Here is a 15,520-nt window from a genome sequence, read left to right on the forward strand (position 1 = left end):
CAGGCTCGCACACACTAGATCTTTGTCATGACTGCAGTAAAAAGTTCTGACTCCAGAACCCCCTGCAACCACGCTTGAAGATGCCGATAAGGCGTCTGCGCAAACCAGTCGCGGTCGACATGGGCGAATTGGCGTATGAACGGCGCCAGTGCGATATCCGCCAGGCTCACATGATCGGTCACCAGATAAGCCCGCTGTTGCAGCAACTCATCCAGTTCGCGCAAAAACACTTCGCCTTCTGCGCGGTAATGCTCCATCGGATGTTCCGGGTAACGCTCGGCGTATTTGTAGTGATTGAGGTGCAACTTGAACACCTGATCGTTTGCTTCGATCAGCGCCGCGCCCCGTTGCTGCGCCCCAGGATCGTCCTTGAGCCGCCAATCCTGCGGGTCGTTCTGTTCCAGCGCCCACTGCATGATCTCCAGGCTTTCCTCAATCACCCGACCTTCGAGGCTCAGCACTGGCACCGTACCCTTGCTCGACAGCGCAAGCATCTGCGGCGGCTTGGCCTTCAGGCTGACCTCGACAATCTCCAGTGGTACGGCGCTGTAACGCAGCGTCATGCGTGCGCGCATGGCGTAGGGGCAGCGACGGAAGGAGTAGAGCGTCGGCGTGCTCATTTAACCTCCAGCGTGCTCAGGCCATTGCCTTGGCGGCGAACCTGGATTTGTACCGGGATTCGCTCGTGCATCTCCTGTACGTGGGAGATCACCCCGACCTTGCGTCCTTGCGCCTGCAATCCGTCGAGGGCGTCCATCGCCAATTGCAGTGACTCGGGGTCGAGGCTGCCGAAGCCTTCATCGATGAACAGCGATTCGATTTTCAGCGTGCTCGACGCCATCGAGGCCAGGCCCAGCGCCAGTGCCAGCGACACCAGGAAGGTTTCACCGCCCGATAGTGAATGCACTGAACGCAGTTCGTCGCCCATCTCCGTGTCCATCACCAGCAAGCCGAGCATGCTGCCGCCGCGCATGAGCCGGTAGCGGCGCACGAGTTGGCGCAACTGGGCGTTGGCGTGATGCACCAGCAAATCGAGGTTGTAAGCCTGGGCGATCTTGCGGAAAGTGTCTCCGGTGGCCGAGCCGATCAGGGCATTCAGCCGGGCCCAGCGCTGCCACTCGTTGTAGGCATCGCTGATGCGTTGGGCCAGCGCCTGATTGGCATCCTGGCGGCGTTGATCTTCGGCTTGTTGCGCACGCAGTTCGGCGCAGAGCTGTTCACTGATGCCGGACAGGGTTTGCAACTCATTGAGCGCGCCGGCCAGTTGTTCGGCGTCAAGGTTGCCGTTGTGCTGCGCCTGATGGCTGTGCAAGCGCTGTTCGCGTTCATGCACTAGCACCTTGGCTTGCTCGATGGCTTTTTCGCCGAGCTGAAGTTGTTGGCGCAGTTGGCTGACGTGCTCGTCGCTGAACGCGAGCAATTGCTCCAGACCACCATCGTCCAGTTCTGGATGAAGGGCACGCCATTGGGCAATCTTGCCGCTCAGCTCATGGCTTTCCGCTTCCAGCGCGTGCTGGCGTTGTTGCTCGGCCTTGAGCTCGGCGGCCAGTTGAATCTGCTGGCTACGTGCTTCTTGCAACTGCTGATTGGCCGTTGCTTCGGCCTGCCGGGCCTGTTCTACGGCCTGATCCAGTTGCTGCTGCCACTGCTCGGCACTCGGTTGGTCGCCCAGCAGTTCGGCGAGCTTCTGTTGGGCGGCGTGTTGCTGCCCGGCGAGTGCGCTGAATTGCTGCTGCGCGGCTTCCAATTGCTGCACGCGTGTCAGCTGCCGGTCCTGTTCTTTCTCCAGGTTTTGCTGACGCTGTTGTTGTTCGCTGAGCTCTTCGCGTTGCAGCTCCAGCTGTTCCAGACGCTGGGCAACCTGCTGATCGAGTTGCATGAAGGTCGCGGCAGGCTCGTTGCGCAAACCGTCAAGGGTCGCAGCCGGGAGCAGGGCGCTGAACGCTGCCAGTTCTTCTTCAAGGCGCTGGCTATCATTGCTCAACTCGCGTTGCTGGATCGCCAGTTGCTGGGCAGCCTGTTGGCTGGCCTGGTCGGCGGCTTGCAGTTGTTGCTGAAGACGTGCGGCGTCTTGCTGCAAGGTGAGCAGGGCGCTTTGTCGTTGTTCGTCCTGGGCAATGCTCTGAGTCAACTGAGCGCTTTGCTGATTCAGCCAGGCGTCGCGTTTTCCGGCTTCCTGGGTCAGCAACTGGGCGGCCAGCGGATGCGCTTCAAGGCTCGGTGTCAGGCTCTGCTGCTGGGTGGCCAGCTGTTCCTGTTGTTGCAGCAGTTCTTTTTGCTGGGCAATCAGCCCGCCGACCTCGGTGCGCAGGTCGGCGAGTTTTTCCTTGAGCAGGTCAACGGCTTTTTGTGCATTGGCCTGTTCGCTTTCATCGTGCCGGCCGAGGCTTCGCAGCAACGCTTCGGGCTGATGATAAGGATGTTCGATGCTGCCGCAGACCGGGCACGGTTGATCGTCCTGCAACTGCCCGCGCAACTCTTCGACGCTGGCACTGCGCGCCAGGCGCTGACGCTCCAGCAGTTCCTGGGTGACTTTCAGGGTTTGCTCGGCAACAGTCAGTTCGGCCTTGGCCTGCACGCCTTCGCGGGTCAGGCGCTCGCGTTCTGTCTGCACGGTCTGCAGGCGCTGTTGCAGTTCCTGCGTGCGCGTGTCCAGTTCCTGCTGACGGGCCCACAGCCGTGCCAGCTCTTCGACAGCGCGTTGCTGTTTGCGATTATCTTGCAGCAGGCTGCCGAGGATCTGAATCTGCTCGGCAACGGCTTCGGGTTCGGCCCCGGCTTCGTTGTAGAGCAGCTCCAGACTTTGGCGTTGTGCGCTGAGCTGGTTCGCGGTGTCCGCCGCGCGTTGCTCCATCTGGAGCAGTTCGGCCTGACCCTTTTTCAGGCGATTGCCCACCAGCATCAGTTGCTGCAACCGTTCGCGGTAAGCGTTCCAGGCGTCACTGACGGGAGCCAGTTGGAGGCTCTGTTCCAGTTGCGTCGCAATCGTCGCCAGGCGTTCGGCAATCCGTTGTTGCTGTTCGAGCATTCGCGCGATGGTCTGTTGGCCTTCGTTACTGGCCTGTTCGGCGTTCTGCTTGAGTTCGGCTGAGGTATTGATGGACTGCGTCAGGCGCGCAAGGTTGCTCTGCTCTTCGAAGGCCTGACGCAGCAGCGGGGTGTTGCTGCTGTGTTGGCTTTGGGCCTGGGTCAGCGCAGTTTTTGCGGACTCCAGGCTGTGTTCGAGTTGAACCTGACGGGTTTGCAACTCGCTCTGCTGTTGACTGTGTTGCTGAATCAACGCAGCCAAAGGGTTCAGTTGCGCGCTCAGCTCGGTTTGCCGGGCAAACTGATGCCGTTGCGGTGCCAGTTGCTCCAGGCGCGCCAGGCTCAGCCGCTCGCCAGCCTGGGCGTCCCACGACTGCTGGGCTTGTTGCAGCTGTTCGGCGGCGGCCAGTTGCTGGTCCTGCAACTGGTGCAGTTCCTTGAGCCAGGTGTTCTGCAGCTCAAGCTGCTTGAGCTGTGCCTGTTGGGTCTTGAGTTGTTGCTGGGCGTCGCTGAAGCGCTGATCGAGTTCGGCGCGGGCCTCGGGTTCAAGGGGCGTTACGCCAGTGGCCTGATCTTGCAGCAACTTGTGGGCTTCGCGGGTTTCCTTGCTTTTGTCGAAAGCACGCTTGCCCAGGCGCGTGTAGAGCGCGGTGTCGGTGAGTTTTTCCAGCAGTTCGCTGCGGTCGTTGTCATCGGCCTTGAGAAACGCGCTGAACTCGCTTTGAGCAAGCATCACCGCGCGGGTGAACTGTTCGAAGTTCAGGCCCAGCACCGCTTCAAGTTGAGTCTTGTATTCGCCTTTCTGGCTGGCCAGCAGTTGATCGGTGTCGAGGTCGCGCAGGCTTTGACGGCTGGCTTGCAGTTTGCCGTTGGCTTTTTCACGGGCGCGGTTGGCTTCCCAGCGCGCCCGATAGCGACGGCCGTCGATGCCGACAAAGTCGACCTCGGCATAGCCATCACCGGTGCCACGGCGCAGCAGGGTGCGCGGGTCGCCGGTGGCGATCTCGCCGTCCGCATCCGGTACTTTGGCGTCGCGTCCGGTGTTGTTGAGGCGTGGTACTGCACCAAACAACGCCAGGCACAACGCATCGAGCAAGGTACTTTTGCCGGCCCCCGTCGGCCCGGTAATCGCAAACAGACCGGAACTGGCCAAGGGTTCGGCGGTGAAGTCGATTTCAAAGGGGCCTGCCAGCGAGGCGAGGTTCTTCAGGCGGATCGCGAGAATTTTCATGGCTGTTCGCTCTCCTGCTGAACGTCTTGCAGCAGCACCGCAAAGTCCTTGAGTGTCTGTTCGTCGACGGCGCTGCCGTAGTTATCGAGCCAGGCACGGCTGAATAATTCCTGTGGCGTGAGCTGGTCCAGTTCGACCAACTGACCGGTGTCATCAGCGCCGTCTCGACCGCCATTGCCTGCGTATTCGGCAGCGATCCGCACCAGCCGCACGGCTTTGCCTTGCAGGGCGGTTTCGATCTGTTGGCGCAAGTCCGGCTGCGGTTCGTCGAGGCGCACGCGGACTTCAAGCCACGGTTGGCGCTGGAGATCGGCTAGCAGGTCTATGTTCGGTAAATCTGCGAGTTGCGTCAGGATTTCACTGAGCGGAGCAGGGCCCAGGCGTTGCAGGTTGACCGCGCGGGGGATCAACCGGGGTTCGACGCTGAGCAGCGTCTCGCCGTCGAGCGTGATGTCGAGAATCTGATGCTGATAGCCGATTTCGGAAAACGACAACGGGATCGGTGAGCCGCTGTAGCGAATGCGCGCCTCGCCGTTGACCTTCTGCGGCTTGTGCAAATGGCCGAGGGCAACGTAGCTGATGCTCGGGCCGAACAGGCTGGCGGGCAGGGCTTCGGCGTTGCCGATGATCAGGCTGCGCTCGGAGTCCTCGGACACCGATCCACCGGCCATGTGCGCATGGCTGATGGCGATCAATGCCTGACCGGGTTGGCGCTTGGCATTGGCGGCTTCGATCAGCCATTCATGCACCTGGCCAATGCCGCGCAGGTAGTTGTCGCCCAAATGGGCGCCGGTAACTTCGGCGGGGCGCAGAAACGGTAGCGCCAGGCACCAGCCAGCGATTTCACCCGAGGCATCGGGCAGCGGAATCAGCAAACGCTCGGCGTCCAGCTGCCCGTCATCGAGCCACAACACCCGGCCCAGTGCATGGGTGCGCAACCGGCGCATCAGCGGCGCAGGCAATTCGATCCGCGAGCCGGAGTCATGGTTGCCGGCGATCATCACGATGGTCAGCGATGGCTGCTGTTCGTGCGCGCTGACGATGAAGTCGTAGAGACGTTCCTGCGCTTTGACCGGTGGATTGACCGTGTCGAAGATATCGCCGGCGATCAGCAGCACATCGGGCTTTTCCACCCCCAGCTGACGCAGCAGCCAGTCGAGGAAACAGCCGTGTTCAAAGTCGCGCTCCTGGCCATGCAGGTTCTGCCCAAGGTGCCAGTCGGAGGTGTGGAACAGACGCAAGGCAAACTCCGTAGGAAATAAGGTGATGGCCGCAGGGAAATGGAGGCGGCGAAAGGGGAGAGAGTTTACTGGCAAATGCTTTGGGTTGCTGAGGGGCTTCTTGCAGATCGCGGAGGTTAATAACCGACCAATGGCGCGCCGGCCTGTTACTTCTGACAGTATTCGTGGCGCAGGGCAGGGCGTTTAATGGTGGCGGAGGGTATGAATACCTTGCAGCGATTAAACAAGCGTGGAGAAACACTATGTCACAGCGTAGCTCGAACACGATCAGTCGAAGCAACACACCGCGTCACGGTCATGTCTTTTCCCCCGCTTCACGGGCCTATTTTGCCTGGCAGGAAGGGAAACTGGATGAAGGCGCGCTGAACCAGCGGGAGTCTGGAAAGCATTTCCCGCAGACCGTTGGCGGTTTGAAGGATCCTTTGGCTCCGGACGATGTGCTCAGCGCCACGCCACCTCTGGATGGAAAGATTGCCAGCGCGGGCCAACTGACCGGTGCGTTTCTGGATCAGCCCGGTGACCACTGGCAAAAGCACGAAGTGCGTAGTGGCGAATCATTGCCTGTCTCATGGAACTTTACTGCAAACCACCCCGCAAGGCGCTGGGACTATTTCATAACCGAAGACGATTGGGACTCCAGCAAGCCCCTGGCGCGCAATCAGTTCGGCGCAAAGCCGTTTTATACGGTGCAAAACAATTGGCAACCATTCTGGAAATATCCAGATGAATTGATGCCTCCTTCCCCCACCGAACATGAAGTCCAGTTGCCCAAACGTGAGGGCTACCACGTGTTACTGGCTATTTATGTCGTTGCCGATACGGGGATGGCTTTCTATCAGATAATTGATCTGCTCTTTGGGGCGTCCGACGGAGGTGAACGTCCCGACACACCGACCGGGCTGACGGCCAGCGACGTTACTGACAAGCAAGTGGTGCTGACGTGGGATCAGGCAGTCGCCCCCATTGCCAAGTACCGTATTACACGAAGCGGGATCAGCACTGTCGATATTGACGCAACGCAACAGACCTGGACCGATAACAGCGTGGCGGCTGGAACCCGATACAGCTATTTTATTTCCGCAATCAATAACGAGGGCAAGGTTTCTGCACCGAGTCGGGCCATTGAAGTGCATACGTTGACAGAAGATGGAGCACCCACTGCCCCAGTGAATCTGCACAGCATGGGCCAGACTGCGCAAAGTCTCAGACTGATGTGGGGTGCCTCTATCGGCACAACTCCGATTACCCAATACGTCATTTTCCGTAACGACCATGAAGTCGACCGCGCAGACGGCGATAAGACCACGTTTGAAGATCCAGGCCTGACGCCAGATACCACCTACGAATATTTTGTGAAAGCGCTCGACCAGAACGGCAAACTGTCGTCATCCAGTAACGTTCTGGACGTCAGAACCGAAGGGGGAGGAGGGGGTTATCCGGCTTGGGAACTGAATGCGAGGTATGAAAAAGACGCACGGGTCAGCCATTCGAGGAGCACGTGGAGATGCATTCAGGCACATGTTTCGTACGTGCCGGATTGGGCGCCTGGTGTCGGCGATAATGTGCTTTGGGTCAAACAATCCTGACCTGAGCACTGGAACAATCATCCTGAAGGTGATTGTTCCAGGTTGGCATTTGTAGCAGCTGGCATTCGGTGTTTATTTCGGATAAAGCGGCGGCAAGCCACTGTCGCCGACCGGGTCGTGGACCCGTTCGGCGATCGGGATGGCGCGGATGGCGCGCCAGAGTTCTTCGCCTTGCCAGTAATGCCCGGTTTCGCTGTAGAGCGCGCCATTCAAGCCGTCCAGTGCGTCGGACAGCGGTACGAAGCGTGCGGCCATGTCGGCCAGGGTTTCCGGCTGTTGACGGGCCCAGGCGTCGAGCGCCTGACGGGTGGCTTGAGGGTCGTTGGCCTGGCAGGCACGCTTGAGGTCGTCGAGTAGCGTGCGCGGGCTCGGGCCGGTTTGTGCGGCGCGCAGAATGGCCGGTTGCCAACGCGCACGCCACCAGAGGCCGAAGCCAAGCAGGGTTGTGCAGGCGAGGATAAAGGTGCTGAGCTTCCAGTACCAGAGTGCTTCACTGCCGGGCGCTATGGTAGCCGGCACGTTACCCGCCGGAGCGTCGACCATCAGGCTTGGGTTGTTCACGGCGTTCAGGGTGCGAGCGGGCAGGCTGCTGCGCTCCAGATGATCTTGAAGGGTGTTCCACCAGACCACGTCCACGGGGGGCAATTCGATTTGCCCGATACGAATGGGCACCAGTGCTTCGCGGTCTTCGCGGATGCCGATCAGCCCCCGGTCACCGGGCTGATTGCTCAGTTGTGGTTGATCGGGATATCGCCGTAACCCGCTGGTTTCGGTGGCGGGCAGGGGCGGCAGTTGCGAGCTGGCCAGGCCTTCGGCTTTCAGGGTCAGGCTGCGGGTCATGGAGTCGCCCACTTGAACGTGATCAGGCGTAGGGTTCCAGCTTTCACTGAGACTCAGGCTGCGCGCCGGCAGCCAAGGGGCGTCGGCGGGATAGTCGGCCGGTTTGGGCTTGACGGTCAGGTTGAGCCCGGTAGAACTCACGCGAATCAGTTTGCCCGCTTTTGGCCCTTGCGGGGCCGGCTCCTGAGAAGGTTGCGTCTCCACCAGGGTGGCGCTGAACATCTGCGCGGGAATCGTCAGCAGGCCGCTGTGTTGTGGGTAAATTGCGTAGCGCCGTTCGATCACGCCGTGGCGCAGGTCATTGATGACTTTTTCGTAAGTGCGCGACTCGCCGAGTTGTTCGACGCGCGCATCGGGGATTTGCAGCGGGGTAAGGCTGCTGTCGTCATACAGTGACACCGAGTGATAGATGCGCAAGGTCAGAATCGCCTGGGCCTGCACGTACACCGTGTCCTGATCGAGGCTGGTTTCGATGAACACGGGTGCCAGTTTGTCGGCGCTGTCCTGCTTCTCGCTTTCGACCACCTGCAAGTTGATCGGCTGGCTTTTGTACTCACCAAGCGCCAGGGACGGGATGACCAGTGTGCCGTTGTGCCGGGGCAGGAGGGTGATGATCCAGCGGGTGGTGGCGTGGCTGTCGTCACCCAGGGTTGTGAGCTGATTGACCTGGCGGGTGCCGCGAACCTCGAACAGTGGGTCAAGTGCGCTCAGGTCAGGTTTGCCGAACTGCGTGACATCACTGGATTCGAGGGTCAGTTCGACCGTCTCGCCGGAATTCACGCGGCTGCGATCGATGCTGGCAACCAGACCCGCAGCTTGGGCACCCACGGTCCAGAGCGAAAGGCTGAGTAATAGAGCGGTGAAGCGGGTCATCGAGTTTTTCCCTGATCCTGATGTTGTTGCTGTTCGTACCAGAATTTACGTTTAAGCAGTTCTCCCGGCTCATCCGGGATTTTACGCAGCCATTGCTCCAGGGCCTGGCGGTGCTCGCCGTCGAAGTTGGCGTCGGCAGTGCGGATCGGCGGTGTGCTGCGTTGTTCGTCACCCGACTCACTGCCCGGCACTTCATTATTGCCCGGTTGTGGCGGGGTGTCCGTCTGGTTTTCGCTGTTGGCGTCGTTGCGCGATTGCGCGGTTTGCGTGTCGGTCTTTTGCTCGTCACTGGTCGAGGTTTGCGTCGACGCACCCGGTGGCGGGGGTTGCTGAGTTTGCGGGTGCTCTTCGCCGTCGGTTTTATCCGGCTCATTGGATGAAGTGGAGGCTTTCTGTTTGATCAACGCTTCTACCAGCGCTTTGTTGGTCTGCGCCGGGCGTAAATCAGGTTGCAGCTCAAGGGCTTGTTCATAGGCATCGACGGCAGCTTCCAGTTCACCACTTTTAGCCAGGGCGTTGCCGCGATTGTAGTTTGCACGGGCGTCGTTGCCTTCGGCGAAACGCTCGGCAGCAGCGGCATACTCACCGGCCTCATACAGCGCGACGCCTTGCCATTGCCGATCCTGAAAACGCTGCGCGGCCTCCGCGGGCTGGTGTTGCTTGAGCAAGTGCAGGCCCTGTTGGTCGGGGCGCAGCCAAAGATCGTTGAACTCGAAGGCGTAACTCGGTTGCGGCAGCATGAACAGCAATGGCAGGCAGAACAGCCAGCCTCGGCGTCCCGCGCAGGCCGTCAGCAGCAACAGCGGCAGTAACAGCCAATAGCCCTGATCGGCCCAGGTATCCAGGCGCAGAGTCTGGCCATCGTTACGCACGCTATGCGGGCTATCGAGCAGCCCGAGACCGCGCAGGTCGCTGTCGTCCAGCTGCGCTTGCCGGTAACGCCCCTGCATTTCGCTGGCAAAGGCTTTAAGGCTTGGCCCGTCGAGACGCGGCACGAGGATCGCGCCTTGCGCATCCTTGAGGAAACTGCCGTGTTCGTCAGCGATCGGTGCGCCTTGCGGGGTGCCGATGCCAAGCATCAACCATTGCGGTGCCTGGCCGCGCAGAGCCTGACGAATTCCCTGGCGCTCCTGGTCGCTGAGGGATGAGCCAATCAGTAGAATCCGGCCTTGGCCGAGGGCGCCGCGGTTGAGTAATGTCAGTGCCTTGGTCACAGCCAGATCGGCGCGATGACCGGCTTCGGGCATGATCGAAGGTTTCAGCGCTTCCAGCAGGTTGCTGCTGGTGGCCAGGTCGTCCGAGAGCGGCACCAGCGTGTGCGCGCTGCCGGCATAGACGACGATGGCGGTCTGAGCGTCGCTGCGCGCTTGCAACAGATCGAGCAGCTTGCGCCGGGCCTGTTCAAGGCGCGTGGACGGCACGTCGGTGGCGAGCATTTCCGGGGTCAATTCAAACAGAACCACCAAGGGGTCGGCAGGTTTCTGCGCGGATTGTTCGACCCGTTCCCAACTGGGCCCCAATAGCGCCAATACCGCCAGAACCCAGGCCAGGCCCAGGGCGACCCACGGCAACTTGCTTTCACGCCCGTTGCCACCGCTGAGCAGGGTGGCGTGGAAGGCCGGCGGCAGGATCATCTGCCAGCGACCCGCGCGTTTTTGCCGGTGCCAGAGTTGCCACAGCAACCAGCCCAATAGCGGCAACAACAGCAGCCACCAGGGACGGAACCAATACGGCCAGAGCGCGATCATCGGCGCCTCCGCAGACGCAGGCGTTTAAGCCGCTGGCGCCAGTCTGGGTGCTGTTGCAGAAAATTCGACCGGGTGAAAAAACGTTGCATCGGGTTGTCTGGCCAGCGCTCGCGGATCACCAGCAACAGGCTCATCAGCAACGCGGCGGCCAGCGGCCAGCTGTACAACGCTTGCGCCGGGCGAGCCTGGGTCGGTTGTTGAGTCACAGGTTCGAGTTGATCGAGGGTTTTCTTGATCTCCAGCAATTCCTTGCCGTCACGTGCACGGAAGTAGCGCCCGCCGGTAGCCTCGGCGATGGCTTTCAAGGCGGGTTCATCGAGGTCCATGGTCGGGTTTCCCGCCAGAAAAGCCAGAGGGCCGGCTTGCTCCGGATCGGCACCAATGCCGATCGGGTAGATTTTCACGCCTTCTTCGGCAGCCAGTCGCGCAGCGGTCAGCGGATCGATTTCGCCGCCATTGTTGGCGCCGTCGGTGACCAGAATCAGCACGCGGCTTTGCGCCGGGCGTTGGCGCAAGCGCTTCAAGGCCAGGCCGATGGCATCGCCAATGGCGGTGTTCTTGCCGGCGATGCCGATCCGCGCTTCGTCAAGCCAGATGCGCACGGTGCGCCGGTCGAACGTCAGCGGTGCTTGCAGATACGCCTGGCTGCCGAACAGGATCAGGCCGACGCGATCGCCATCGCGCCCTTCAAGGAAGTCACCGAGCAAGTGTTTGACCAGTGTCAGGCGGCTGACGTCTTCGTCTTGCCACTCCATGTCGGGGAAATCCATGGAGCCGGAAACATCGACGGCCACCAGCAAGTCGCGCCCACTGGCGGCAATCGGCAGCGGTTCGCCGAGCCATTGCGGGCGTGCGGCGGCGATCAACAGCAGCAACCAGAGCAGGATGAACGGTGCTTGCTGGCGCCAGGTCGGCAGGTTGGCACGAGCGCGACGCCGGGCGAGGCCTTCAAGGTCGGACAGAAAGCTGACCTTGAGTGCCGGTTCGCCGCTGTCGGCGACCGGCAGCGCAACCCGCATCAACCACGGCAGTGGCAGCAGGGCGAAGATCCATGGCCAGGCGAACTCAAACATGCTTGCGAATCCAGGTGTCGACGGCTTGTGTCAGGCCGGCAATGGCCTTGTCGTCGAGTTTGCATTCCGGTTTGTAAGCGCCTTCAACCAGGATCATCCAACGGGTCAGACCGGCAGCCGGGCAACGGTTGTCGAGAAACGCCAGCCATTTACGGCCGTTCAGGGTGTGGCTCTGGCTGTAGGGGTAATGGTTGCGGCACAGACGCTTGAGCAGCCCATTAAGTTGCTGCAACCAGGCACCGGCCGGCGCGCCGTCATAGGGTTTGGGCATTTGCGCCAGTTCCGCCAGCGCCGCCAGTCGCACCGGGTCCAGCGGCTGTTCGGCGCGCACGGTAGAACGCTTGACGGGAATAAAGCGGCGTAGCTGCCACAGGCCAAAGCCGATCAGTGGCAGCAGCACCAATAGCAGCCACCAGCCCGGCGCCGGCGGCCAGAACTCGATGGGCGGTGGAGTCATCAGCGGTTGCAGTTGATCGAGGCTGTTCATTGGCTTTTACCCGGACGCTGCGGGTTCAGGTATTCACGCAATTGTTCGACCATTTCGCTTTGAGTGCTCAGCGGCATTAACAGCACGCGCAGTTTCTGCGCCAGCAATTCCCAGCGGGCGATGCGGGCTTCGGCCTGGGCGCGATAACTTTGGCGCAGGTCGAAGTTCAGGGTATCGAGTTCAAGTTGAGCCCCGCGCTCGGCGAAGCGCAGCAAACCGGCAGCGGGCAGGGCGTGGTCCAGAGGGTCGGAGACTGGCAACAACAGCAAATCACAGTGCCGCGACAGCAGGCTCAGTTGCTGCTCGGCGCCCTCGGACAAGGCGCGCTCGTCGCAGATCACGATCACCAGACTCCCGGGGCGCAGCACTTCGCGCGCGCGACGCAGGGCCATGCCCAGGCTGTCGCGATCCGGTTCGCTTTCGGTCGTGAGGGACTGGTTGACGCGCACCATGCGGTTGAGCAGTTGCAGCAGGCTTTGTTTGCTGCGCCGGGGTTTGATTTCGTAGTGCTCGTTGTCGCCGTACACCAGCCCGCCAACACGGTCGTTGTGTCCCAGTGCCGCCCAACCGATCAGGCTCGCGGCTTGCGCGGCCAACACCGATTTGAACATCAGCCCCGAGCCGAAAAACAAGCGGCGACTTTGCTCGACCATGATGAAAATCGGCCGCTCGCGCTCTTCGTGAAACAGCTTGGTGTGCGGTTCCTGGGTGCGTGCGGTGACGCGCCAGTCGATGGTTCGCACATCGTCGCCAGCCTGATAGACCCGCACCTGGTCGAAGTCCACGCCACGCCCGCGCAGCTTGGAGTGGTGCAGGCCAATCAGCGGGCTGCGCTGGCTCGGTGTGGAAAACAACTGCACTTCGCGCACGCGATGGCGCATCTCGATCAGCTCGGAGAGGCTGACGCGGATACCCGGTTCGGGCGCAAGCGGCTTGGTCATCGGGGTCAAGCGACGGCAACGACGTCGAGAATCCGCTGGACCACACGGTCCTGGTCAATGCCAGCGGCTTCGGCTTCGAAGGAAAGAATGATGCGATGGCGCAACACGTCGAACAACACCGCTTGAATGTCTTCGGGGCTGACGAAGTCGCGACCGGCCAGCCAGGCGTGAGCGCGGGCGCAGCGGTCGAGGGCGATAGAGCCGCGCGGGCTGGCGCCATAGGCGATCCACTCGGCCATTTCCGGGTCGAACTTGCCCGGCGTGCGGGTCGCCATGACCAACTGCACCAGGTATTCCTCCACGGCGTCGGCCATGTACAAACCGAGAATTTCCTTGCGTGCGGCAAATATCGCTTGCTGGCTGATCCGGCGCTCGGGCTTGGTTTCACCGTGCAGCGCTTCACCGCGGGCCTGTTGCAGGATGCGCCGCTCGACGGCCGCGTCCGGGAAACCGATTTTGACGTGCATCAGGAAACGGTCGAGCTGGGCTTCAGGCAGCGGGTAGGTGCCTTCCTGTTCGATCGGGTTCTGGGTCGCCATGACCAGAAACAGCGGCGACAGCTCATACGTACTGCGCCCGACGCTGACCTGCCGCTCGCCCATGGCTTCGAGCAAGGCCGACTGGACCTTGGCCGGTGCCCGGTTGATTTCGTCGGCCAGCACCAGGTTATGGAAGATCGGTCCCTGCTGGAACACGAAACTGCCGGTTTCCGGGCGGTAGATCTCGGTACCGGTGATGTCGGCAGGCAACAGGTCGGGCGTGAACTGGATGCGATGGAATTGCGCTTCGATACCTTCGGCTAGCTCTTTGATGGCCTTGGTCTTGGCCAGGCCAGGGGCGCCTTCGACCAGCATGTGACCGTCAGCGAGCAGAGCGATGAGCAACCGCTCGATAAGTTTTTCCTGACCGAGAATCTGCGTTGAAAGAAAGGTTCGCAGCGCAAGCAGCGCTTCACGATGTTCCATCGATGACTGTTCCTGGAGAGGGTGAGCAAAGGCGTTCGAATAACGCCAGGGCTGGGGGCGTTACTTTAATCCATCGCAGGGGGTGGAGACTAACGGCGATCAGGGATTTTTTGGGTTTTGTGGGCTGGCTTGGGGGATATTCAGGTTTTTTTGCTGTGCAGAGCCTGCATCAGCGCTGTTTTGCGCACGGCCTGTGGGCGCATGGCTTGCCGGCGATGGCGATCTTACGGCTGCCATCGCTGGCAAACCGTGCGCCTACGGTTCGTAAATCTTCCTGACAGTCACCAACGCATCCGTACCCCGAGGCTGCCGATCAATCCATTCAAGTCGTTGTTGATGGTCGCACTGTTGTAATCGCCGCTGACATACAGGCTAACAGAAGGTGTGACTCTGGCCACCAGGCCCAGTCCCAGTCCAATCGAGGACGAATTTCGACTGCTGCTGAGCTTGTCGACCTGACCGAGGGTCACAGTGTCGGTGGTATTGACCGTATGCCAGAAGTTGGTACGAACATAGGGTTCGATCGGCAGGCCTTTGATGTCATAACTGCCTTTCAAGCTTGCACCGACCCTGCCGCTCCAGGACGTCAGGTCGCTGGATGAGGCATTGCCGCTACCGGCATACGGGGTGCCCAGGCTAATACGCTGGTTGATCAATTCCGCCTGGGGTTCGATTACCCAGTTTTCGCTGATGCCGATGGGGAACCCGCCTTGCACCGAGAGGGTCATTGCGCTGCCTTCGGCGGCTTGGCGCTGGCCCTGATCATTGAGGCTGTAGCCGCTGACCCGACCACCGCTGGCGGTCAAATCCACATGCCAGCCGCTTGCGCCGGTCAGGCTCCAATAAGCGCCAAGATTGGGGCCTTGCACGTTGAGGGTGTTGTTCGGGTCGACGATGGCGGAGCTGATCAACAGGCCATTGCCATTGCCCTGAAACTGGTTTGTACCGCCCACCAGGCCAACACGCTGAGTGCTGCCGGCGCTGCTTTGCAGGGTAAGCACTGCCGGGCCTTTGACTTCGGTGCCGGCCATGCCGGAAAACGGTGAGTTGAGGACATCGAGTTCTGCTTGCCTGGCTGGCTGGCCGTAAACCCGATCCCAGGCAGAAGGAGCGGCTCGCTCGACTGTCAGCAACTGGTTATCAAGACCGGGATTGCGGATGAAGCGGATACTGTTACTCGTATCAGGCGTCGGGAGGCTGAGCGCCGGGACATCTTGCTGATACCAGGGTATCGCCGCGTCCTCGACAGAGGACGCCTGAATCTCCATGGAGGTGCACAGCAACAACGAAGTGGAAACGGTGTACAGAGTGATTTTGATCTCGTGTTGAATGAGGGAGGTGCTCATGGAGGTCTACCTTGCACGCATGCCATATTTCCAATTGGCGTCTCTCCTACCCCGAATGAGGGGCGACCGATTTCATTGAGGCAAGACCCGGCAGCCCGCTTCAGCGGGTTTTCGAGGCGTGCCCCAGGAGGTAATTCCGGGGGTAGTAACGTTTAGCTAAGA

11 protein-coding genes are annotated in these 15,520 nt (G+C 60.9%); 1 reads left to right on the forward strand and 10 read right to left on the reverse strand.

Going from position 1 to position 15,520, the window contains the following annotated elements; all coding sequences use genetic code 11:
* Window positions 1-14: 14 nt before the first annotated feature.
* The 3 genes from FPT12_RS12550 to FPT12_RS12560 are packed head-to-tail and all read right to left on the reverse strand — an operon-like array spanning window position 15 to window position 5,499.
* On the reverse strand, window positions 15-620 hold the full coding sequence (locus FPT12_RS12550; RefSeq protein ID WP_145016539.1) for a glutathione S-transferase: 606 nt from the start codon (window positions 618-620) through the stop codon (window positions 15-17).
* A complete protein-coding gene (locus tag FPT12_RS12555) occupies window positions 617-4,258 on the reverse strand; it encodes an AAA family ATPase (RefSeq protein ID WP_145016540.1) in 3,642 nt (1,213 codons plus the stop codon). Before FPT12_RS12555 ends, FPT12_RS12550 begins: the two co-directional genes overlap by 4 nt.
* Complete coding sequence (locus FPT12_RS12560; protein WP_145016541.1) at window positions 4,255-5,499, reverse strand: exonuclease SbcCD subunit D C-terminal domain-containing protein; 1,245 nt, start codon at window positions 5,497-5,499, stop codon at window positions 4,255-4,257. Before FPT12_RS12560 ends, FPT12_RS12555 begins: the two co-directional genes overlap by 4 nt.
* A gap of 242 nt (window positions 5,500-5,741) precedes the next feature.
* On the opposite strand from FPT12_RS12560, the gene FPT12_RS12565 reads away from it, so the two are divergent.
* Window positions 5,742-7,085, forward strand: a complete 1,344-nt coding sequence (locus tag FPT12_RS12565) for a lytic polysaccharide monooxygenase (RefSeq protein WP_145016542.1) — start codon at window positions 5,742-5,744, stop codon at window positions 7,083-7,085.
* 72 nt (window positions 7,086-7,157) lie between these two features.
* Here FPT12_RS12565 and FPT12_RS12570 read toward each other — a convergent pair whose 3' ends face one another.
* From FPT12_RS12570 to FPT12_RS12600, 7 genes are all read right to left on the reverse strand, one after another.
* Window positions 7,158-8,798 carry a BatD family protein gene (locus tag FPT12_RS12570; protein ID WP_145016543.1) on the reverse strand — a complete coding sequence of 547 codons (1,641 nt, stop codon included), beginning with the start codon at window positions 8,796-8,798 and terminating at the stop codon, window positions 7,158-7,160.
* The gene (locus FPT12_RS12575) at window positions 8,795-10,546 is read right to left on the reverse strand and encodes a VWA domain-containing protein (RefSeq protein WP_145016544.1); all 1,752 of its coding nucleotides are present in this window, start codon (window positions 10,544-10,546) and stop codon (window positions 8,795-8,797) included. The genes FPT12_RS12570 and FPT12_RS12575 overlap by 4 nt, the downstream gene beginning before the upstream one ends.
* Entirely contained in the window at window positions 10,543-11,619 is a 1,077-nt protein-coding gene (locus FPT12_RS12580; protein ID WP_145016545.1) for a VWA domain-containing protein, read from the reverse strand. Before FPT12_RS12580 ends, FPT12_RS12575 begins: the two co-directional genes overlap by 4 nt.
* Complete coding sequence (locus FPT12_RS12585) at window positions 11,612-12,106, reverse strand: DUF4381 domain-containing protein (RefSeq protein ID WP_019690593.1); 495 nt, start codon at window positions 12,104-12,106, stop codon at window positions 11,612-11,614. Before FPT12_RS12585 ends, FPT12_RS12580 begins: the two co-directional genes overlap by 8 nt.
* Window positions 12,103-13,047 carry a DUF58 domain-containing protein gene (locus FPT12_RS12590; protein WP_145016546.1) on the reverse strand — a complete coding sequence of 315 codons (945 nt, stop codon included), beginning with the start codon at window positions 13,045-13,047 and terminating at the stop codon, window positions 12,103-12,105. Before FPT12_RS12590 ends, FPT12_RS12585 begins: the two co-directional genes overlap by 4 nt.
* A gap of 5 nt (window positions 13,048-13,052) precedes the next feature.
* Complete coding sequence (locus FPT12_RS12595; RefSeq protein WP_071550307.1) at window positions 13,053-14,012, reverse strand: MoxR family ATPase; 960 nt, start codon at window positions 14,010-14,012, stop codon at window positions 13,053-13,055.
* Window positions 14,013-14,293: 281 nt separating this feature from the next.
* Window positions 14,294-15,358 (reverse strand): autotransporter outer membrane beta-barrel domain-containing protein, encoded by a 1,065-nt coding sequence (locus FPT12_RS12600; RefSeq protein WP_145016547.1) that lies wholly within the window; start codon window positions 15,356-15,358, stop codon window positions 14,294-14,296.
* Window positions 15,359-15,520 lie beyond the last annotated feature (162 nt).

Source organism: Pseudomonas sp. H3(2019) (genome assembly GCF_007713465.1).
Taxonomy (GTDB): Bacteria; Pseudomonadota; Gammaproteobacteria; order Pseudomonadales; family Pseudomonadaceae; genus Aquipseudomonas.